This window comes from Streptomyces sp. NBC_00400 (assembly GCF_036048035.1).
Taxonomy (GTDB): domain Bacteria; phylum Actinomycetota; class Actinomycetes; order Streptomycetales; family Streptomycetaceae; genus Streptomyces.
Genome location: NZ_CP107940.1, coordinates 7,714,906 through 7,734,512, shown reverse-complemented (window position 1 = coordinate 7,734,512; position 19,607 = coordinate 7,714,906). Strand labels below are relative to the sequence as shown.

The window sequence follows — 19,607 nt, the reverse complement described above, 5'->3', positions numbered from 1 at the left end:
CGCGCTCGGACCGCGGCGTACAGCACTCTCAGTCTATTTTCCGGCCTGTCATGGCCGGGCTGCCTACGGCGGGCAGCGGGCGGCTGAGCAGCGCCCCTACTCCGGCCTGTCGAGGCCGCACCGTCCACGATGAGCGTCCGCACAGTGCCCATGCTCCGGCCTCTCGCCCCGCCCCTGCCGCGGCTCAACGTGCCACCTCCCGCCGGAAGGCGAAGCCGGCCAACAGCGCGAAGCCCACCGTCCAGCCCCCCAGCACGGCAAGGTCCGACAGTTCCAACAGGGGGGATGCCCCGCCCTCCAGGAGAGCCTGGCTGAGATGGACCCAGTGGTGGGTGGGCAGCGCCTTGGACACGTGTTGGAGGGATGCGGGGAACAGCCGGGCCGGTACCCACAGCCCGCCCAGCGCGGACATGCCGATGACGCAGGCCATGACGGCAGGACCGCTGGTGGTGGGCGAGACGAGGAAGCCCAGGGCCATGCCCAGCAGGGCGAAGGGCAGGCTGCCCAGCCAGGTGATCGCGCCGATCTCCAGCCACTGGGCAGCGCTCAGTTGGATGCCGTGTGCCGACCCGCCGATCAGGAAGACGGCGAGCAGCGAGAGCAGAGAGAGCAGCAGGCCGCTGACCCCCTTGCCGATGACTATCTGCGTCGCGCGCAGCGGAGTGGTGCGCAGCTGTGGGACCCAGCCGATGTTCCGGTCGAGTGCGATGTTGACCCCGTTGGTGATGGTCACCATCAGCACTCCGTGGCAGGCCATACCGGCCATGACCACGGCGTCCGGGGCGTATCCGGCCCCCGAAGCGCCCGGACCGCCGATCGTGGAGAGCATCAGGTACAGCAACGCCGGCATGGCCACGGTGAGAACCACGAACTTCGGATCGCGGCGCAACCGCCGCAGCTCGAAGCGGAGGTAGTGGCGCGTCAGCATCAGTGCTGCACCTCCTGTACGGCCTGGTGAGCGGTCCCGGTGGTGAGCGCGCGGAAGGCCTCTTCGAGGCTGCTCCCGGACAGTTCGAGATCCCGGGCCGCGAAGTCGCCGGACAGCACGGCGTGGAGGGTGGCGTCGGAGTCGGTGGTGTGCAGCCGGACCCTGTCGTCCTGCCGCTCCACGCCGCAAACCCCGGGCAGTAGTTCCGGTCCGGGCGGCGGCGGACCGTCCGTGCGGAAGCTGACCGTGCGTCTGCCCACCGTCCGCTTGATCTCCTCGCCGGTTCCTTCGGCCAGGATCCTGCCTCGGTTCATCACGACGATCCGATCGGCCGCAGCGTCGGCCTCTTCCAGGTAGTGGGTGGAGAACAGCACGCTACGGCCGCGCTCGGCACAGCTCCTGATGCCTTCCCAGAACCGGGCCCGGGCCTCGACGTCCATGGCGACCGTCGGCTCGTCGAGCACGAGCAGGCCGGGCGCGCCCGCGGCCGCGAAGGCGAAGCGCACCCGCTGCAGCTGACCTCCCGACAGCCGGTCCACGCGGCGGCTCAACAGGCCGCCGATATCGGCCACTTCGGCCGGCTCGCTCAGTAACGCGGGCTGCGGATAGAGCCGTCGTGCCAGCTCCAGAACCTCGCGGACCTTGGCACTGGCGGGGAAAGCCCCGTCCTGCCGCATCGCCCCGACCATCCCGGACCGTACGGCCGCATCGGGTGTCCCGCCGAACACCTCGACCCGCCCGCGGTCCGGACGCAGCAGGCCCAGAAGCATGTCGATCAACGTGGACTTTCCCGACCCGTTGGGGCCGAGCAGCGCGGTGACCCTCCCCCGCCCGACCGACAGCTCCAGCCCGTCGACCGCCTTCACCTGAAGAAAACTCTTGGATACGTCGGAGAACTCCGCCGCGTGATCTGTGCTGGTCTGTGACATGCCTGCACGCTAGGTTCCCGGCACACTCCGGCGGCAGAGGCACCGGCCCTGCGTTCCTTGGGACATTTGTCCTGGCCAAGGGAGGTGGCGGAAGCTCCGCTACCGCCGGCCGGCGCACCCCGGTCCGCCCTGCCGCCTACGGGTACGCCGCTCAGCAGACTTCACGGCACGGGATCGACGCGGGCCGGCGGCCGTGCACCGCGGTGGGGGCGGAGTCTGCCGTGGGGGTGGAGCCTGCCGTGAGAGTGGTCTCCGCCGTGGGGGTGATCGCCGCGGCGGGCGTGATCCCCACGACCGGGGCAGTCTCCCCCGTGAACGCACCCACCACCCTAGGGTCAACCGCCCCCTCCGGAACCGCCGTACCACGGCCGCCGGACGGAGCCATGCAGCGGGAGCCGGCGGTCAGGATGCTGACGGTGTTGGCCGTCACGATGGCCGCGATGGCCAGCCAGTCGATTCCTTGCAGGGTCTGGTTCAGGACGACGAGGCCGACCAGTGCCGCAAGGACGGGGTTGACGCTCATGAAGACCCCGAAGAAGCGGGCGGGGACCCGGCGCAGTGCGAGCAGGTCGGCGAGGAACGGGACGGCCGAGGAGAGGAGGCCCGCGACGGCGGCGTACCCCACGGCGCTCGCGCTGGGGTGGTGGTCGGCGAGCACGGCGATTCCGACGGGCAGATACAGCAGGGCGGAGACACCGGCGGCCGCGGCCGAGCCTTCGGCGCCCGGCAGCCGGGCGCCGACGAGCCGGTTGAGCAGGATGTAGGACGCCCAGCACCCAGCGGCGAGCAGGGCCAGCGCGATACCCGCGTAGTCGGTGGCCGGCTGCGGACGGGTCAGCAGGACGACCGCGGCCCCGGCGACGAGGGCGCACAGCAGGTCCGCCAGGCGGCGGGAGGCGGCCAGTGCCACGGCCAGCGGCCCGAGGAACTCCAGGGTCACCGCGAGGCCCAGACCGATGCGGTCGATCGCCGTGTACAGGGACAGGTTCATCGTGGCGAACACCGCCGCCAGGCACAGCACCGGCCACCACTGCCGCCAGGTGAACGCGCGCAGCCGCGGCCGCCCCACCGCCAGCAGGACGAGTCCGGCCACCCACTGCCGTACGGCCACCACGCCCGCCGGTCCGATCACCGGAAATGCCAGCGCTCCGGTCGCGGCGCCGATCTGGTTGGACAGCCCGCTCGCGAACATCATCGCCACCCCCGCCGCACGGCCCGGGTGCGCCGCCGGTCCCCCACGAGCTGCCTCGGGGTGCCACGCGCCTTGAGTGCTCTTTCCCATGCACCGAGCATCCGGCCGGACACATCCATACGTAAAATGCATGCACGTACTCATCGATGCGCTGTGGTTATGGATTGGACAATGGAACTGCGACACCTGCGCTGTCTGGTGGCGATCGTCGACGCCGGCGGCTTCACCGATGCCGCCATCGATCTCGGCATCTCCCAGGCGGCGGTGTCCCGCACGCTCAGTTCGCTCGAAGACTCCCTGGGGGTACGGCTGTTGCACCGCACCAGCCGGAACGTCATCCCCACCACCGCCGGCGTCCAGGTGCTGGCGCGCGCCCGCAAGATGCTCGCCGAAGCCGACAACCTCATCCGCGAAGCCACCACCGGCCACACCCGGCTGCGCATCGGCCACGCATGGTCGGCCATGGGCCGGCACACGGCCGAGTACCAGCGTCGTTGGGCCGCCCGCTACCCCGACGTCGAGCTGCATCTGGTCCGCACCAACTCGCCCACCGGCGGCCTGGCGGAGGGCCTGTGCGACCTGGCCGTGGTGCGTACCGCCTTCGATGACGCGCGCTTCGCCAGTGCCGTCGTCGGCCGGGAACGCCGCTACTGCGCCATGGCCGACGACGACCCCTGGGTCACCCGCCGCTCCATCGCCCTGGCCGACATCCGCGAACGCACCCTCCTCATCGACCGGCGCACCGGCACCACCACGGCCGACCTGTGGCCCGCGTCGGCGCGTCCCGTCGTGGAATTCACCCAGGACATCGATGACTGGCTCGCGCTGATCGCCACCGGCCGCAGCGTCGGCATCACCCCCGAGAGCACCGTCAACCAGTACCGGCGCGACGGGATCGTCTTCCGGCGGCTGCGCGATGCCTCGCCCATCGCGGTCCACCTCATCTGGCGACGCCAGGACCCGCATCCGGCGACCCACGCTGCCGTCGCGCTGCTGACCGACCTCTACCAACGGGGGAAGTGAAGGGCTGTGCACTGCCCCGGTAGCGCGGTCGCGCTCCGCCCCCGGCAGCGCCCCGTCCTGCACGGCCGGCTCTTCTGCGCAACCGGCTCCGCCCCGCCCTCCCCCCGTCTCCTCGAAACCGGACAGGTAGCCATGACGGAACCCACTGCCGCCTGGCAGGAACAGGTCGCGGCCTTCGGGCCTTTCTTCGCCTTCGAGACGCACCCCGCGGCATCGGAACTCAGTTCCCCCTGGCGCAAGTTGAGCGAGGTGGCGCGGGAGGAGAGCGGCGTTCTGCGGGAGCGTGTCAGCGAGGTGCGTGCCTCGCTTGCCGCCCGCAGCGGCAGACCGCCCGAGGCCGTCGAACTGCGGGTGGCCGCGTCCGTGGCGCACCTGGGCCTGGTGGCGCGGGTCATCTCGCCGATGCTCGGCCTGGCCGCTCTGCACGGCCTGCGCCTGCCCTCACGACCGCCCGCCCTGGACGATCTGAGGTGGCACTCCGGCCTCGGCGGCGCGTTCGCCCTGTCACTGCCGCGAGAGACGGTGGCCTCCATCGCCGCCGGTAGCGCCCAGTGCGGCTCCGACTCCGGTTCCGACTCCGACTCCGGTTCCGACTCCGACTCTGATGACGGCGCCCGTACCCGTACCCGTACCCGGGCCGACGCCCACGCCTCCGCGGACACCGGGGCCGACGCCGACGCCGACGCCGTAGAGAAGTTGCTCGACGGGCCGATCCGCGAACTGGTCGACGCCGCAGCGTCCTTCTCGGTCTCCCCGCGCATCCTGTGGGGCAACGTGGCATCGGCCGTGAACGGCGCGGCCGCGGGCGTGGTGTCCGCGGCACCGGCCCTGGCGCGCCCCGCCCGCACAACGGCCCTGCTGTTCCTGAGCCGGCCACAGCTCCGGGACACCCACACCCTGGACGCGGGCAACGGGCGCTTCCGGCGGCGGAGTTGCTGCTTGATCTACCGTGCCGCTCCGGACGCCTCGGGAGCCCTCTGCGGCGATTGCGTCCTTGCGCGGCCCTAAGGGCTGTCCCGCCTATCGGCCGGCAGCATCCCACCCCCGTATTACCGGGCTTGAAGGAACTCCCGGGCCCCACGCAGCCGGGTGTGTACGCGCCTCTGCGTGGCGCTGCTGTCGAGGCGGACCTCGAGCGCCCCGGGCACCCGGCTGTCGGCGCGACGCCCGGCAGGCAGCCGGGTGGCGTCGAGTCCGTCGCGCTGAGCGATGAGAACGCCGAGTTCGTAGCGGCTGAGGGCGTCCGCTCCGGCGAGGTGGAATATCCCGGCCTGGTCGGACATTGCGAGTTGCCGCAGAGCGGAGGCCAGATCTTCGACATGCACCGGGCAGCGGATGTCGTCGGTGAACAGGACACCGTCGTGCGCATCGGCAGCCAGGGCATGGACCATGCGCTCATGCACGGATGTGCCGTGCCCGATGATCAATGACGTGCGTGCGACCGCGGCGGCCGGCGCCAGGAGCCGCACAGCCGTCTCGGCGGTGGCCTTTGCCGCGCCATACGGGGTGACCGGGTCGGGCAAGCAGGTCTCGTCGTAGTGAATCCGCGAACCGGAGAACACCGCGTCGCTGGAGACGTGGACCAGGCGGCAACCGCGTTTCGTCGCGGCCATCGCCAGGCGGATCGAGCCCTCGGCCGTGACCGCCCAGTCACTGTTTCCACTCGTTGCGTTGATGACGGCGCTGGGGGCAACCGCTGCCAGCACCTCGTCGACGTGCCCGGTGGCGCGAAGGTCGAGCTGGTGCCACATGGCTCCGGGGCTGGCTCCGGGGCGGGAGCAGTACGTTGCGGCTGTCTCCCAGCCCGCGGCCGTCGCCTGGCGCACAAGTTCCGTCCCCAGGAACCCGCTGCCGCCGATGATCAGGACCTTCATGGCGCCCTACGGTAGGGCAGCCCCGCTCCGCTCGGGCATCTTTTGCCCAGGCATCAGCACGGCACAGTCGCCGAAGACCACCGCCATGTCTTGCCCGACTCCACCCCGCAGGCGTGTCGTTCCTGTCCACCCAGTCCACCGGATCCACGCGGTGCGCCAGTGCCCCTGACGCCCCGCTCAGGCACACCGTTCCGATCCGATCACCGCTCGAGACCACTGCTGCTGATCGCCGCCGACCGCATCTGAACCACCGCGACCGGCGCCCCTGCGCACACCACGGCCGGACTCGTTCAGCCGACGTGGACGCGGGGGCGCCGGTCGCGGTCGGGTTCGGCCTCGCGCAGGACTTCGCGGGTGACGGGGGCGACTTCCCCCTGCCCGAAGAGGAAGAAGCGGAGGAACTGGGCGAAGGGGTTGCCCTCGGTCCACTCGAAGTAGATGTGCGGCCGCGCTCCGGTGGCGTCGCGTACGTGCAGCAGCAGCGCGGCCAGCGCGTTGGAGATGGTGGAGCTATCGAGGGCGAGCACCCGGAAGCGGCCGTGCATGACCTCGCCGCGTACCCGTAGTTCGCTCTCGAACTCGGAGGGGTCGCCGACGGTGACCTCGACGAAGATGAAGTCGTCGTCGGCCGGCAGGTCGTTGTCGGTGCGGATCTGCTGGAGTTTGTCGCGGTATTCGGACAGATCGCGCTGGTCGGGCTCGTTGGCGATGAAGCGGATCTTGCGGTGGGCGGCGTCGCGGATGAACCGTTCGGCCTTCTCGTCGAGCACGACGTCGGTGACGCGCAGTTCGAAGGCGCGGGCGAGGCGGGAGAGGAACGACAGCAGGATGATCCCGGCGATGAAGCAGGCACCGATCTTCACCCCGTCGGGGCGCTCGATGACGTTCGCAATGGTGGTGTAGAGGAACACCACGGAGATCACGGCGAAGCCGATGGTCCAGCCCCGTTCGCGGGCGCGCCGTGCGGTGATGGTCACCGCGATCGCGGCGGAGCTGATCAGGACCAGGACGCCGGTGGCGTAGGCGCCGCCCTGGGCGTCGACGTCGGCGTTGAAGATCCAGGTCACCAGGAAGGCGACCAGAGTGAAGACCAGCACCATGGGACGGACCGCGCGTGCCCAGTGGGGCGCCATGCCGTAGCGCGGCAGGTACTGCGGCATGAGGTTCAGCAGGCCGGCCATGGCCGAGGCGCCGGCGAACCAGAGGATGGCGATGGTGGAGACGTCGTAGATCGTGCCGAAGGCGGAGCCCAGGTACTCGTGGGCCAGATAGGCCAGGGCGCGTCCGTTGGCCGGCCCGCCGGGCCGGAACGCCGGCTCGGGGATGAGCAGGGTCGTGATGAAGCTGGTGATGATGAGGAAGACGCTCATGATCACGGCGGCGGTGGTGAGCAGCTTCTTCGCGCCCCGGATGCGCCCTGTGGGGCGCTCCTCGGTGTCGTCGGGGTCGCCCTCGATATGGGGCATGACGGCCACACCGGTTTCGAACCCGGACAGGCCCAGCGCCAGCTTCGGGAAGACCAGCAGGGCCACGCCGACCATCGCCAGGGCGCTGCCGTGCTCGGTGGTCAGGGCATGGGACCAGTCGGTGACGACGTGCGCCGCGGTGGCCACATGCCACACTCCGGCGACGACCACGACCACGTTGAGCCCCAGGTAGAGGCCCACGAGGACGACCGCCACCCCGATGGCCTCCAGAAAGCCCTTGAGGAACACCGCGCCCAGCAGCGCGATCAGGATCAGCGTGATGACCAGCTGCCTGTTGTTCAGGGCGCTGGTGAGGTGCGGGTTCTCCACCAGGTGGGTGGCGGCGTCGGCCGCCGACAGGGTGATGGTGATCAGGAAGTCGGTGGCGGCGAACCCCAGCAGGGTCAGCACGAACAGCTTGCCCTGCCAGAAGGACAGCAGCCGCTCCAGCATCGCGATCGAGCCCTGGCCGTGCGGGCTCTCCCGCGCCACCCGCCGGTACACCGGCAGCGCGCCGGCCAGCGTCACCAGGACCAGGACGAGGGTGGCGACCGGCGACAGCGCGCCCGCGGCCAGGGCGGCGATGCCCGGCTGATAGCCGAGTGTCGAGAAGTAGTCCACTCCCGTCAGGCACATCACCCGCCACCAGCGCTGTCCACGGTGGGCGCTCTGGGGACCCGCGTGCGGCCCGGGGTGGTGCTTGGCCATGTCGGCCAGGCCCTCCAGCATCCATGCGCGCAGGCGATGCCGTGCTGCGGCCCGGGGAGGAGAACCGGCGGAGGCGGCCATCGTGAGCTCCTGTCGTACCGCGAACGGGACCGGCCATCGACGGGACGGCCACGTCAGCGTACGTAGGCGGGACGTCGTCGCCGTGGTGTTCGGCGGTGTGGCGCGTTCGTGTCCCCGGGGACCGGGACGGCAGGCGGGCATTCAGGCGGGAAGTCCGGCTCCCTGGCGGGCCGGCTTTCCGGTCAGGTGATGCACGTACTCGCGCGCCAGGCGGAACCCCGCGGTCCAGGCGAGGAGCCGGCTGGGGCGGTGGTCGCGGGAGCAGGTCCAGCTCGGGAGGTGGCCGCGGGTGGCGACGTCCCGGCACAGGGCGGTGACACAGGCCAGGGCCAGGCGCTGACGGCGGTGTCCGGGGACGGTAAAACAGGCGAGGTCTTCGTACCGGGTGCCCTGGAAGTACGTACAGGCAACAGCGAGGACGTGCTCCTTCCGGAAGGCGGCCCAGCCGAGCCCGGAGGCGGCAAGAGGGGCCGGGCCGCCCCAGCTCGCATGGAGCCACGCCGCATCCGGGGCGAGGGCGGCCAGTGCCGGGGCGTCCTCCGCCGCCAGCCGACGCATCGTCACCCCGTCCGGGATGCGCGGCACCGGTACGGGCACCTGGTGCAGATACAGCATCCGCTCCCACGGCACGACCAGGTCGAAGGCGCCGGCCAGGGCGGGCAGGAAGCGGGCGGGGGCCTGCACATAGTGCGCGCCGAAGACGGCGAGGGCGTCGGGGGCCAGGGCGCCCGGGTCGCCGCGGAGCAGGACGTGGTCCGCGCAGGCCACGGCCAGGGCGCGCGGAGCGGTGACCCGGTCGGCCCACCAGCGGCCGGTGCCGAAGGCCCGTACGTGTTCGGGCAGCGCGGCTGCCCCGGGGGAGCCGGCCGGGAACCAGTCGGTGAGCGGGGGGAGTTGGTCCGGGGCGAGTTCGATCACTGGGTTCCATCCCGTCGGCGGAGGCGGGAGCGGCCACCGGCCGAGGCCGGACCGGCCCTCAGGACCCTAGGAGAGGAGGGGACAGATGAGGCGCAGCCTCTCTCGGGCAGGGCGCCGGGTACTCCGAACGGACGCACCAGGGCCCCGCGGCGTGCGGCAGCGGCAGCGGCAGCGGCAGCGGCAGCGGCAGGAAGGACGACAGGCAGGACGAGGAGTGCAGCGTGTCGCCGAGAGCATCCGCTCGGTGACCCTTCCGGCTGCGGCCTGGATTCCTCGGGGTGGTGTGCCAGAGTGGAGGTGGACGGGCGCCGCGGTCGATGCGTGCGAGAGAGGGCGGCCTGTCATGTCCCTACAGCCGGATCGCCTCGGCGCGGTCACCACTCATCCCCGGTCCCCGCTTCGGCGGACCGAGGAGTACGAGGACCTGTTCGATCAGGCTCCGGTGATCTTCGTTGCGCTGAGCGGCCCCTCCCATCTGCTGGAGGCGGCGAATCCGTCGTTCTTCGAGGTGTTCGGCGGCGGCCGTACGCAGACCGGCTCGCCGATCGGCGAGCTGATTCCGGAGCTGGGCCCGCAGGGCGTGCTGGACCGGCTCGATGCGGTGTACCGCACCGGCACCGCGTTCCGGGCCCGCGGCGCGCGGCTGGTGCTCGGTGCGCCGGGGAAGGAGCGGGAGGGGTTCTTCGATTTCACCTACGAGCCCCGCCGGGACGCGGTGGGCGAGGTCGACGGGGTGGCCGTGATCGCGGTGGAGACCACCATCTATCACCACGCCCAGCTCCTCGCGTCCGAGCAGCGCATCCTGCTGGAGCAGATCGCCCGCGACGCCCCGCTCGGCAGCATTCTGACCGGCATGGCCCGGGCGATCGAGGACCTGTCGCCGGAATTGATCGTCTCGGTGCTGCTGGCCGATCCCGACGGCCGGCATCTGCGGCACGGCACCGGCCCGAGCCTGCCCGCCTTCTACAACGAGGCGATCGACGGGATCGCCATCGGTGCGAACGTGGGCTCCTGCGGCACGGCCGCGTATCTGCGGGTGCCGGTGACCGTCACCGATATCGCCACGGATCACCGGTGGGAGGGCTATCGGGAGCTGGCGGCGCGGGCCCGGCTCGCGGCGTGCTGGTCCACCCCGATCCTGGGGACGGACGACCGGCTGCTGGGCACCTTCGCGATGTACCACCGCGCCCCCAAGGCCCCCGAGGAGAAGGACCTGGCCCTCAGTGCCGCATTCGCCCGCATCGCCGCACTGGCCATCGAGCGCCACCAGGCCCTGGAGGCGGGCCGCGCCGCCCGGGAGCGGGAGCGGGAGGCCCGTGAGGACCTGGCCTTCGTGCTGGACGCCAGCACGGCCATCACCCGCGAGCCGCACTACGCGGACTGCCTGCAGCGCCTGGCCCGGCTGACCGTCCCGACCCTGGCCCCGCTGTGCAGCGTCGATGTACTGGAGGACGGCCGGACCCGGCGGATCGCGGTGGCCGCCGCCGGCCGTGCCGAGGAAGACCTCCTCGCCTCCCCGGCGCTCGCCGGGCAGGTCGACCGGGCGGTGGCCCGTGTCCTGGCCTCCGGCGCCACGGAGACCGGCCACCCGGCGGCCTCGCCCGGCGACCGGCCCGTGCTGCCCGGCGTCACCGGTTACGTCAGCGTCCCGCTGGCCACCCTCGGCCGCACCTTCGGCGTACTGACCCTCCTGGCCACCGACCGGCCGCTGGACGGCCATGCCATCGCCCTCGCCGAGGAGCTGGCCCGCCGGGCCGCCTCCAGTGCCGACAACGCCCACCAGTTCAGCGACCGCGTCCAGCTGACCCGTGATCTGCAGGCCGGGCTGCTGCCTCCCCAGCTGCCCCGGATTCCCGGCGCCGATCTGGCGGCGTACTACCACCCCGCCGGCGAAGGCCTGGAGGTCGGCGGCGACTTCTACGACGTCTTCCCGCTCCCCGACGACCGCTGGGCGTTCATGATCGGCGATGTCTGCGGGCGCGGCGCACCGGCCGCCACCACCACCGGCATGGTCCGCCACACCGCACGCGCCGCCGCGCGTCTGCTGCACGATCCGGCGGACGTGGTCGCCGCCATCAACGACGCGCTCACCGGGAGCCCGCTCGACGAGGACCACTTCGTCTCCCTCGTGTACGGCGAACTGCGGCACGCCCGGTCGCACCTCGCACTGGAGCTGATCCGGGCCGGTCATGTGCCGCCGCTCGTGCGCCGCACCGACGGCACGGTCGAGCATCTGGTCCAGTCGGGCCTGCTCCTGGGGATCGGCCCGGAATTCCACGGCGCCCCCTGCCGGCTCGACCTCTCGCCGGGCGACAGCCTGGTGCTGGTCACCGACGGCATCACCGAGGCCCGCTCCGCCACCGGCGAGTTCTTCGACGAACACCGTCTGGCCGATGCCCTGCTCGACCGCCCCGGCACGACGTCCGGCGCCGCCGGTCTCATCGAGGCCGTCCATGCCGCGGTGACCGCCTTCGCGGGCCGGTCCACCCCCGATGACCAGGCCGCTCTGGTGCTCACCGCCACCTGACGCCCGGTCCGCGCCGGCCGGCCGGCGCGGACCGGAGGCCGACGCCACCCGCCCCGGCGACGACGAGGGCCGCTTTCCCTCTGCCCTTCGCCGCACACCGTGCCTATTTTGGCTCCATGGATTTCGTGCCGCGTGCCCACCCCGACGACCCCAACCCGCTGCGCCGGCTCTCCCTCGGCGCACTGCGGCGGCGTACGAGCATGAAGTGGCGTACCTACCCGGACGATGTGCTGCCGCTGTGGGTGGCGGAGATGGATGTCCCGCTTGCCGAACCGGTCGCCGCGGCGATCACGGATGCGGTCGCGCTCGGCGACACCGGCTACCCGGCGGGCACGGCGTACGCCCGGGCGCTGGCCGGTTTCGCACGGACGCGATGGGGCTGGGACGGGCTCGCGGTGGAACGTACGGCGATCGTGCCCGATGTGATGCTGGGCATCGTCGAGGTGCTGAAGCAGCTCACCGGGCCGGGAGACCCGGTGGTCGTCAACTGCCCTGTGTATCCGCCGTTCTACCAGTTCGTGACGCATATGGACCGGCGCGTGGTGGAAGCGCCGCTGGGTGCGGACCTGCGGATCGATTTCGCGGCGCTGGAGGGGGCGTTCCGGCGCGCCGTCGCGGACGGGGGCCGCGCCGCGTATCTGTTGTGCAGCCCGCACAATCCCACCGGCACCGTGCACGGCGCCGAGGAACTGTCCGCGGTCGCGGCGCTCGCGGACAGGTACGGCGTACGGGTCGTCGCCGACGAGATCCACGCCCCGGTGGTTTCCCTGGACACCGGTTTCGTGCCCTATCTGAGCGTGCCGGGGGCGGAGGCGGGACTGTCGCTGATGTCGGCGTCCAAGGCGTGGAACCTGGCCGGCCTCAAGGCCGCGCTCGCCCTCGCCGGGCCCGCCGCCGACGATCTGGCCCGCATCCCGGAGGAGGTCAGCCACGGCCCCAGCCACCTCGGCATCATCGCCCACACGGCCGCCCTGCGGGACGGCGGCGACTGGCTCGACGCGGTGCTCCGCGGCCTCGACGACAACCGCCGGCTGCTCGACGGCCTGCTGGCCGAACGGCTCCCCGCGGTCCGCTACCGCCCCGCCGCCGGCACCTATCTCGCCTGGCTCGACTGCCGCCCGCTCGGCCTCGGTGACGATCCCGCCGCGGTCTTTCTCGCCCGCGGCAGGGTCGCGCTCAGCCCCGGTGCCGGCTTCGGCACCGGCGGCGCCGGGCACGTCCGGCTCAACCTGGCAACTTCGCCCGAGCTGCTGACCGAGGCCGTACGGCGGATGGCCGCCGCACTGGCCTGACCACGGCACCGGGCGGCGCTCCGTACCCCCCCTTCCCGCCGCCGTACGGAGAACGGACGCCGGTCCGCACGGCCGGCCACCACCCCACCGCCCCTTGTCCGCACCGCATTTGAGGAGCCGTTTTTGGAATGCCGGGACTTTCTCCATACGATCCGGCGATGATCACAAGAAAACGGCTGGCGGCCGGGGTGTGCGGCCTGCTGGCCGCGATGACCCTCGCGCTCGCCCCCACACCTGCCGGCGCCGATGAACCGGACGCCAAGCCTTCCCCCAAAGTCGAGTTGACGCTCGATGTCAGCGGCTCGATGCGGGCACGCGACATCGACGGCCAGAGCCGGATGGCCGCGGCGAAGCAGGCGTTCAACGAGGTACTGGACGCCGTGCCGGACGAGGTCCAGCTCGGCATACGCACCCTCGGCGCCAACTACCACGGCGAGGACCGGAAAGTCGGCTGCAAGGACACCCGGCAGCTCTACCCGGTCGGGCCGCTGAACCGGACCGAGGCGAAGACCGCGGTGGCCACGCTCAGCCCCACCGGCTGGACGCCCATCGGACCGGCTCTGCTGGGCGCGGCCGACGACCTCAAGGGCGGCGACGGCTCCCGCCGGATCGTCCTCATCACGGACGGCGAGGACACCTGCGCCCCGCTCGACCCCTGCCAGGTGGCGCGGGACATCGCCGCCAAGGGCATCCACCTGACCGTCGACACCCTCGGGCTGCTGCCGGACGCCAAGACCCGCAACCAGCTGAGCTGTATCGCCGAGGCGACCGGCGGAACCTACACCTCGGTACAGCACACCAAGGAACTCCGGGACCGGGTGCACCAGTTGGTGGACCGCGCCGCCCGTCCGGTGGTCACTCCGGTGGCGACCGAGGGGGCCCAGCAGTGCGCCGGTGCCCCGAAGCTCAAGCCCGGCCTCTACACCGACCGTGAGAAGTTCGCCGAGCACCGCTGGTACCAGGTGGACGTGCGGCCCGGCCAGGAACTGCGGGCCTCGGTGAGCATCGCCGCCGACCGTGCGGTCAACAACGACTACGGGGTCCTGCTGCGGGCCTCGACCGTGCACGGCAGGGAGATCGTCCGCGGCGCGGAGGCCGGCGACGGCCGTACGGATGTGATCTCCTCCGGGCTGCGCTACCCGAAGGCCTCGTCCGCCTCCTCGGATGACGACGAATCCGCGGCGGAGACCGTCTGTCTGCAGGTCAGCAACTCCTTCTCGGCGCCCGCCTCGGTCAAGACCGATCCGGGCCTGCCCGTGGAGCTGACCGTCGACCTGGTGGACGGGCCCGATGACGCCTCCGACGCGGCCTTCTTCGGCCTCGGACACGGCTGGTGGCTGCTGGTCTCGCTGGCCCTCACCGGGCTGATCGCCGGCCTGCTGTGGGGCTGGATCTCCCGTTGGCGCGTGACCGTCTGGAGGACCAACTGATGCGCACCCTACGCACCCTGACGACCGCTGTGCTGGCGGGCGCCGCCCTCTTCGGCACGGCGGGAACGGTCTTCGCCGACAGCCCCTCCCCCAGTCCGAGCACCAGCACGGACGGGGAGGCGCCGGCCCCGACGGAGGCCGGTACCTCGTTCCGTACGGCGACCGCCATCACACCGGACCAGCGGGCCACGGCCGATGCGTCCACCGGCGACTACCTCTACTGGGTGCTGCCCGTGGACGCGGGGCAGCGCGCCACCGTCAAGGCCAAGGTGACCCTCCCGCAGAGCGCCCGGCACGGCACGGCCACCTGGCAGCTCGACGTCTATGACGGGCTGCGCCGCCGTCAGGCGTGCCAGTACGGCGCCCAGACCAGGCCGGCGGCCCGGGATGCGGGTTCCGTCGAGCTGTCCTGCACGCTGCGCACGGTCCGCGCCTGGGCGGAACCGTGGGCGAACGATCCCCTGCCGGGCAGCTACTACGTACGCCTGACAGTGGTCGACCTGCCCAAGGACGACCTCGGTCTGCCGGTACACGCCGAGGTCGATGCCGCCCTCGCCGACGGGGGCGGCGCCCACGACGTGGACGGCACGCTCGCCGCTCCCCTGGTACCCGGCGCTTCCACCGCCACTCCCGAGGACCGGGAGAGCGCCGCGCCGGGGAAGCCCGCCGCCCTGGGCGAGCCGGACGGCGGCTGGTCGTCCGGCGGGTGGTCCGACCGCTGGATCTGGACCGCGGCGGGCGGACTGCTCGCTGCCCTCGGCGGCATCGCCGGCTACCGCTTCACCGGGGGCTCGGGACGCCCGTCGCGGGTGCCACCGGGCGCCTGACCGGCCCGGGGGGCGGCCATGGCAGGGCCGTGGCCGCCCCTCACCTCGAAAGGTTGAGTTCACCGGTCGCGGCCAAGGCGGCCCGGCCGGTGAGGTGCGGAATGCCGGCGGCGACGGTGCTCCGGAAGTACGAGGGGCGGCCGAGGGCCGCCCCTGCACGACGGTCACCCGGTGACCCGCTGGGCCTGGACCGTACTCGCCTTGTATGCGGCGTGGGCAGTGACCACCACCGGATGTCCGGTCAACCACATCCTGCCTACCGACCCATCCGCCGGATGACGAAGGAGCAGCACGATGACGGCGCACCAGGACTGCGAGGAAGCGCACCCCGGTCAGCCCCACGCGGGGAACGCACCCCCATGCCATAAGGGGAAGCACTCCGCGAAGGCGTCCACGGTCTGTAGTGGAGCCGAAGGCCACGGCCACACCGGCCATGACCACACCGATCACGATGGCCGCGCCGAAGGCGACGGCTGCGAATCCGACTGCGCTAAGCCTGACCCCTGTCACGCTGACTGAACCAGCGTCACGGTGTCCGTCCGGACTCTCCTCACCGTCCAGGAGGACCCGGACGTTCACGGTGAGGAAGCCGCCCATGCCCTCCATTCACCCGATGTGGCGATCGACGCGCTCGGAGTGGTACACGCTGCCATCTGCCGCCAACCCCATACCGCCCTTGCAATTCCTGCGGATTCCCCACGTGGGAGCCACGTGACCGGGCACGGAGCACACGTTCCTCACAAGCACTTTATGTGTTCGCTTCATTACGATGCGCGTTTGTGAGGGTTCTGGCAGTGTGCCGCAGCGACCGCCCAGCGATGTGGAGCAGGGCAGCTCTTTGCGTTGTTCTGGCAACCCTGATCCATGTGCTCGGTTGCGCACACGGGCCGGCCCCAGCGGGAACGGACCGTATCGACGCCTTCCTGACAGCTTCCTCCACCTGCTCGCAGGAGACGGAGAACGCTGATGGCCCTGCCGGTGAATCGCCACGTCATGGTGGGCACGGATCCGCCGAGTGCTCCGGAGCTGACGAGCCCTCCGTCCAGGCCCCACGGAGCATCGAGGCTCCCGAGCAGCCGACCGTAACCCCTCAGCCCTTCGACGCCACCATGTCCGCCGGCGACTTGGCCGCGGTGGGACCGCCTGTCGGCAACGACTCCGTCGGCGCAGCACATGGCCACAAACGAGCCCTGCTTGGCGTGTGGCAGAACTGATCAGTTCCTGAGCCGCGCGAGCGAGCCACCTTCTGGAGCTCTGCCGCCTCCCGGCTCACGGTCAGTTCTGCCTCCTTCCACCCGCACATGACCGGCCGGCGCCGCATGACCGCACCGGCCGAGGGAGAAGCACGCCATGAACCAATTCGCCGTACCCACCGTCCCCGCCGCGCCGGCCCAGCTGCTCGCGGACGCCAAACGCCCCCTGCATACGCCTGCCGGTCTCGTCGGCGACACACCTGTGTTGTGGGTCGGGGAGCCGTTCACCGCAGGCGGGAGCGGCTTCTGGGCCAAGCTGGAGGGCCACAACCCCGGTGGGATCAAGGACCGGACCGCGCTGTACATGGTCCAATCCGCCCGCCAGAGGGGCGATTTGCTCCCCGGCGCCCCGATCATCGAGTCCACCTCCGGCACCCTCGGCCTCGGGCTCGCCCTCGCCGGGGTCACCTACGGCCACCCGGTCACCGTCGTCACAGACCCCGGGATGGAACCGCTGATGTCAGGGCTGCTCACCGCGTACGGGGCCGACGTCCAGATGGCCGACGCCCCGCACCCCGTCGGCGGCTGGCAGCAAGCCCGCCGTCAGCAGGTCGAGGAGCTGCTAGCCGTGCATCCGGGTGCCTGGTGCCCGGACCAGTACCACAACCCGGACAACGTGGCGGCGTACCGGCCGCTCGCCCATGAACTCGTGGCGCAACTCGGCCGTATCGACGCCTTGGTCGTGAGCGTCGGTACCGGGGGCCACTCCGCCGGCATCGGTGCAGTGCTTCGCGGCTACTTCCCCAGCCTCCACATCGTAGGAGTCGATACCACCGGATCCACCATCTTCGGACAGCCCGCAGGGACACGACTGATGCGCGGCCTCGGCAGCAGCATCTACCCGGGCAATGTCGCGTACGACCTCTTCGACGAGGTGCACTGGGTCGCCGCCCCCGAGTCGGTGTGGGCAGCCCGTGCGCTCGCGCGGTGCCGGTACGCCACCGGCGGCTGGAGCGTCGGCGCGGTCGCCCTGGTCGCCCGGTGGCTGGCCGGCCGGATGCCGGCCGAGTCGCACATCGTCGCAATCTTCCCCGACGGTCCCCAGCGTTACGTCGGCACGGTCTTCGACGACACGTACTGCCGGCAGCACGGCCTCCTCGGCCACGATCCGGCATTCGAACCGCAGGAAATCACTCACCCCGGCGAGATGACAGTCACCCGCTGGACGCGATGCACCACCGTCGCCGATCCGCTCGGCGCTACGCGCGAGCAGCAGCCGGCAGGAGTGAGCCGATGAAGTCGGTGTGGCGGCAGACCTGTTCATTCCCCATCGCGGTACGCCTGTTGATGGCCAACCAGTTCGCCATCAACCTCGCGTTCTACATGCTCATGCCCTACCTTGCTGCCCATCTGTCCGGAGACCTCGGCTTGGCCGCATGGGCCATCGGGCTCGTCCTGGGCGTGCGGAACTTCTCCCAGCAGGGCATGTTCCTCATCGGCGGCACCATCGCCGACCGGTACGGCTACAAGGCCCCGATCATGGCCGGCTGCCTGCTGCGCACGGTCGGCTTCGGAGTCCTCGGCTGGGTCGATAACCTCCCGGCCCTCGTTCTCGCGTCGGCGACCACCGGGTTCGCCGGAGCCTTGTTCAACCCGGCCGTGAGGGCCTACCTGGCAGCCGAAGCGGGCGACCGGCGTGTGGACGCCTTCGCGACCTTCAACGTCTTCTATCAGGGGGGCATGCTCCTCGGCCCGCTCGTCGGCCTCGCCCTCCTGACCGCCGACTTCCGCGCGGTGTGCGCGGCAGCCGCTGCCATCTTCGCCGTGCTCACCCTGTTGCAGTGGCGCACTCTGCCGGCCCGGCGCGGCGACTCCGCGAACAAGGATGACGCGACGGCCGGAGTGCTGGCCCAATGGCGCACCGTCGTGTCCAACCGCCCTTTTCTCCTCTTCTCGACCGCGATGATCGGGTCCTACGTACTGACCTTCCAGGTCTACCTGGCCCTCCCCCTCGCCGCCGACGAGGCCCTGGGAGCCAACGGGACCAAGGTCACCAGTGGGCTGTTCGTCGTCTCCGCAGCTGTCGCCGTCGCCGGGCAACTACACCTGACCGGCTGGGCGAAGCGGCGCTGGAGTCCGCACGAAGCCCTTTTCCGTGGACTGGCGGCCATGGGGCTGGCCTTCGCGCCCCTCGCACTCGCCCAGCCCGGAGCGAGAGCGATGACCCTCGTCTCCTTGGTGACAGCGGTCGTACTGCTCGCCGTGGGCAGCGCGGTGGTCTACCCCTTCGAGATGGACACGGTCGTCGCCCTCTCCGGCGGCCGCCTGGTCGCCACCCACTATGGGCTGTACAACACCGTCTCCGGACTGGGCATCACCTTGGGCAACCTCGCCACCGGAGCACTGTGGGGCTTCGCCCAGCATCACCACATCGCCTGGCTGACCTGGTCCGCACTCAGCGCCACCGGACTCACCTGCGCCGCTTCTGTCGCGGCACTGGCCCGGAGCGGACACCTGACCCCGAGGCAACCAGCAGCCGTCGTTACCGCCTGAGCACACGCCCAGGCACTCCTGCTCAACAGCGGTTCGACCAGACCGGCCACCGAATCGGGCAGGCGTCTGTGATCCGGACGGTCTGAAATCGATCTCCGTGCCCCCGCAAGCCTTGTTTCGCGGGGGCCATTCGCCGCCAGAGGGCGCTGCGCTGCGCGGCCGGATGGGGCCCAGACATCCAGACCTCAAGTCTGACGCCACGTCAGAAAAGTCAGCATCATTCCGTAGCGATCTTGACGGCGCCGGCAGGGCGGTGCAGTGACTCGGCGAGACGCGCTCCGAGCTTGGGAATCCACGGGCCCTGGGGCGGCCATGCGGCGTCTGACCTGGGAAGACGCTACGATCCTTGATCGCCCGAAGGGCGCTCGTGGTGCCCCTCGTGACCGGTGTTGACCGGGCTGGAGGGCACGGATGGGGCACACCTGGCTGCGATGTTGATCGTGCGGCGGCAGAGGCTTGTCTGCCGGCCAACGCCCGGCCGCCGTCGAGCGGGCCGCCCGCGCCCTGGGCGCCGACCCGGGCACCGTCCTCGCCCTGCACTCCGGCCGCCGCCCGAGCCGCGACACCCTGCCCGTCGACCGGCCCCTGACGGTGCGACAACTGCTCACCCGCCGCCGACCCCCGGCACGCCGATCTGATGGTCTCGCTGCTGCCCGGCGGCACCGG

General features: G+C 71.3%; 13 protein-coding genes and 1 pseudogene. 8 read left to right on the top strand and 6 right to left on the bottom strand.

Annotated features, from left to right (window positions below):
- Window positions 1–184 precede the first annotated feature (184 nt).
- The 3 genes and pseudogenes from OHS81_RS33990 to OHS81_RS33980 all read right to left on the bottom strand — a co-directional run.
- Window positions 185–928 (bottom strand): ABC transporter permease, encoded by a 744-nt coding sequence (locus tag OHS81_RS33990; protein ID WP_328389697.1) that lies wholly within the window; start codon window positions 926–928, stop codon window positions 185–187.
- Window positions 928–1,857: an ABC transporter ATP-binding protein gene (locus OHS81_RS33985; RefSeq protein ID WP_328389695.1), complete on the bottom strand. Its 930-nt coding sequence runs from the start codon at window positions 1,855–1,857 to the stop codon at window positions 928–930. Before OHS81_RS33985 ends, OHS81_RS33990 begins: the two co-directional genes overlap by 1 nt.
- Before the next feature lie 403 nt (window positions 1,858–2,260).
- A pseudogene (locus tag OHS81_RS33980) lies at window positions 2,261–3,139 on the bottom strand (EamA family transporter); the annotation flags it as partial.
- A gap of 81 nt (window positions 3,140–3,220) precedes the next feature.
- Here OHS81_RS33980 and OHS81_RS33975 point away from each other — a divergent pair.
- Both OHS81_RS33975 and OHS81_RS33970 read left to right on the top strand, forming a co-directional pair.
- A complete protein-coding gene (locus OHS81_RS33975; RefSeq protein WP_443058806.1) occupies window positions 3,221–4,072 on the top strand; it encodes a LysR family transcriptional regulator in 852 nt (283 codons plus the stop codon).
- 132 nt (window positions 4,073–4,204) lie between these two features.
- Window positions 4,205–5,080 carry a (2Fe-2S)-binding protein gene (locus tag OHS81_RS33970; RefSeq protein ID WP_328389691.1) on the top strand — a complete coding sequence of 292 codons (876 nt, stop codon included), beginning with the start codon at window positions 4,205–4,207 and terminating at the stop codon, window positions 5,078–5,080.
- A gap of 41 nt (window positions 5,081–5,121) precedes the next feature.
- On the opposite strand, the gene OHS81_RS33965 is transcribed toward OHS81_RS33970, so the two are convergent.
- From OHS81_RS33965 to OHS81_RS33955, 3 genes are all read right to left on the bottom strand, one after another.
- Window positions 5,122–5,946, bottom strand: a complete 825-nt coding sequence (locus tag OHS81_RS33965) for an SDR family oxidoreductase (protein ID WP_328389689.1) — start codon at window positions 5,944–5,946, stop codon at window positions 5,122–5,124.
- 290 nt (window positions 5,947–6,236) lie between these two features.
- A complete protein-coding gene (locus tag OHS81_RS33960; protein ID WP_328389687.1) occupies window positions 6,237–8,201 on the bottom strand; it encodes an amino acid transporter in 1,965 nt (654 codons plus the stop codon).
- 141 nt (window positions 8,202–8,342) lie between these two features.
- Window positions 8,343–9,119, bottom strand: a complete 777-nt coding sequence (locus tag OHS81_RS33955) for a GNAT family N-acetyltransferase (protein WP_328389685.1) — start codon at window positions 9,117–9,119, stop codon at window positions 8,343–8,345.
- A gap of 343 nt (window positions 9,120–9,462) precedes the next feature.
- On the opposite strand from OHS81_RS33955, the gene OHS81_RS33950 reads away from it, so the two are divergent.
- From OHS81_RS33950 to OHS81_RS33925, 6 genes are all read left to right on the top strand, one after another.
- Window positions 9,463–11,646, top strand: a complete 2,184-nt coding sequence (locus tag OHS81_RS33950) for a SpoIIE family protein phosphatase (protein ID WP_328389683.1) — start codon at window positions 9,463–9,465, stop codon at window positions 11,644–11,646.
- Between the two features lie 116 nt (window positions 11,647–11,762).
- The gene (locus OHS81_RS33945; RefSeq protein WP_328389681.1) at window positions 11,763–12,938 is read left to right on the top strand and encodes a MalY/PatB family protein; all 1,176 of its coding nucleotides are present in this window, start codon (window positions 11,763–11,765) and stop codon (window positions 12,936–12,938) included.
- 158 nt (window positions 12,939–13,096) lie between these two features.
- On the top strand, window positions 13,097–14,368 hold the full coding sequence (locus OHS81_RS33940; protein WP_328389680.1) for a VWA domain-containing protein: 1,272 nt from the start codon (window positions 13,097–13,099) through the stop codon (window positions 14,366–14,368).
- On the top strand, window positions 14,368–15,195 hold the full coding sequence (locus OHS81_RS33935; RefSeq protein WP_328389678.1) for a hypothetical protein: 828 nt from the start codon (window positions 14,368–14,370) through the stop codon (window positions 15,193–15,195). The genes OHS81_RS33940 and OHS81_RS33935 overlap by 1 nt, the downstream gene beginning before the upstream one ends.
- 1,350 nt (window positions 15,196–16,545) lie before the next feature.
- The gene (locus tag OHS81_RS33930) at window positions 16,546–17,685 is read left to right on the top strand and encodes a PLP-dependent cysteine synthase family protein (RefSeq protein WP_328389676.1); all 1,140 of its coding nucleotides are present in this window, start codon (window positions 16,546–16,548) and stop codon (window positions 17,683–17,685) included.
- Entirely contained in the window at window positions 17,682–18,941 is a 1,260-nt protein-coding gene (locus OHS81_RS33925; RefSeq protein ID WP_328389674.1) for an MFS transporter, read from the top strand. The genes OHS81_RS33930 and OHS81_RS33925 overlap by 4 nt, the downstream gene beginning before the upstream one ends.
- Window positions 18,942–19,607 lie beyond the last annotated feature (666 nt).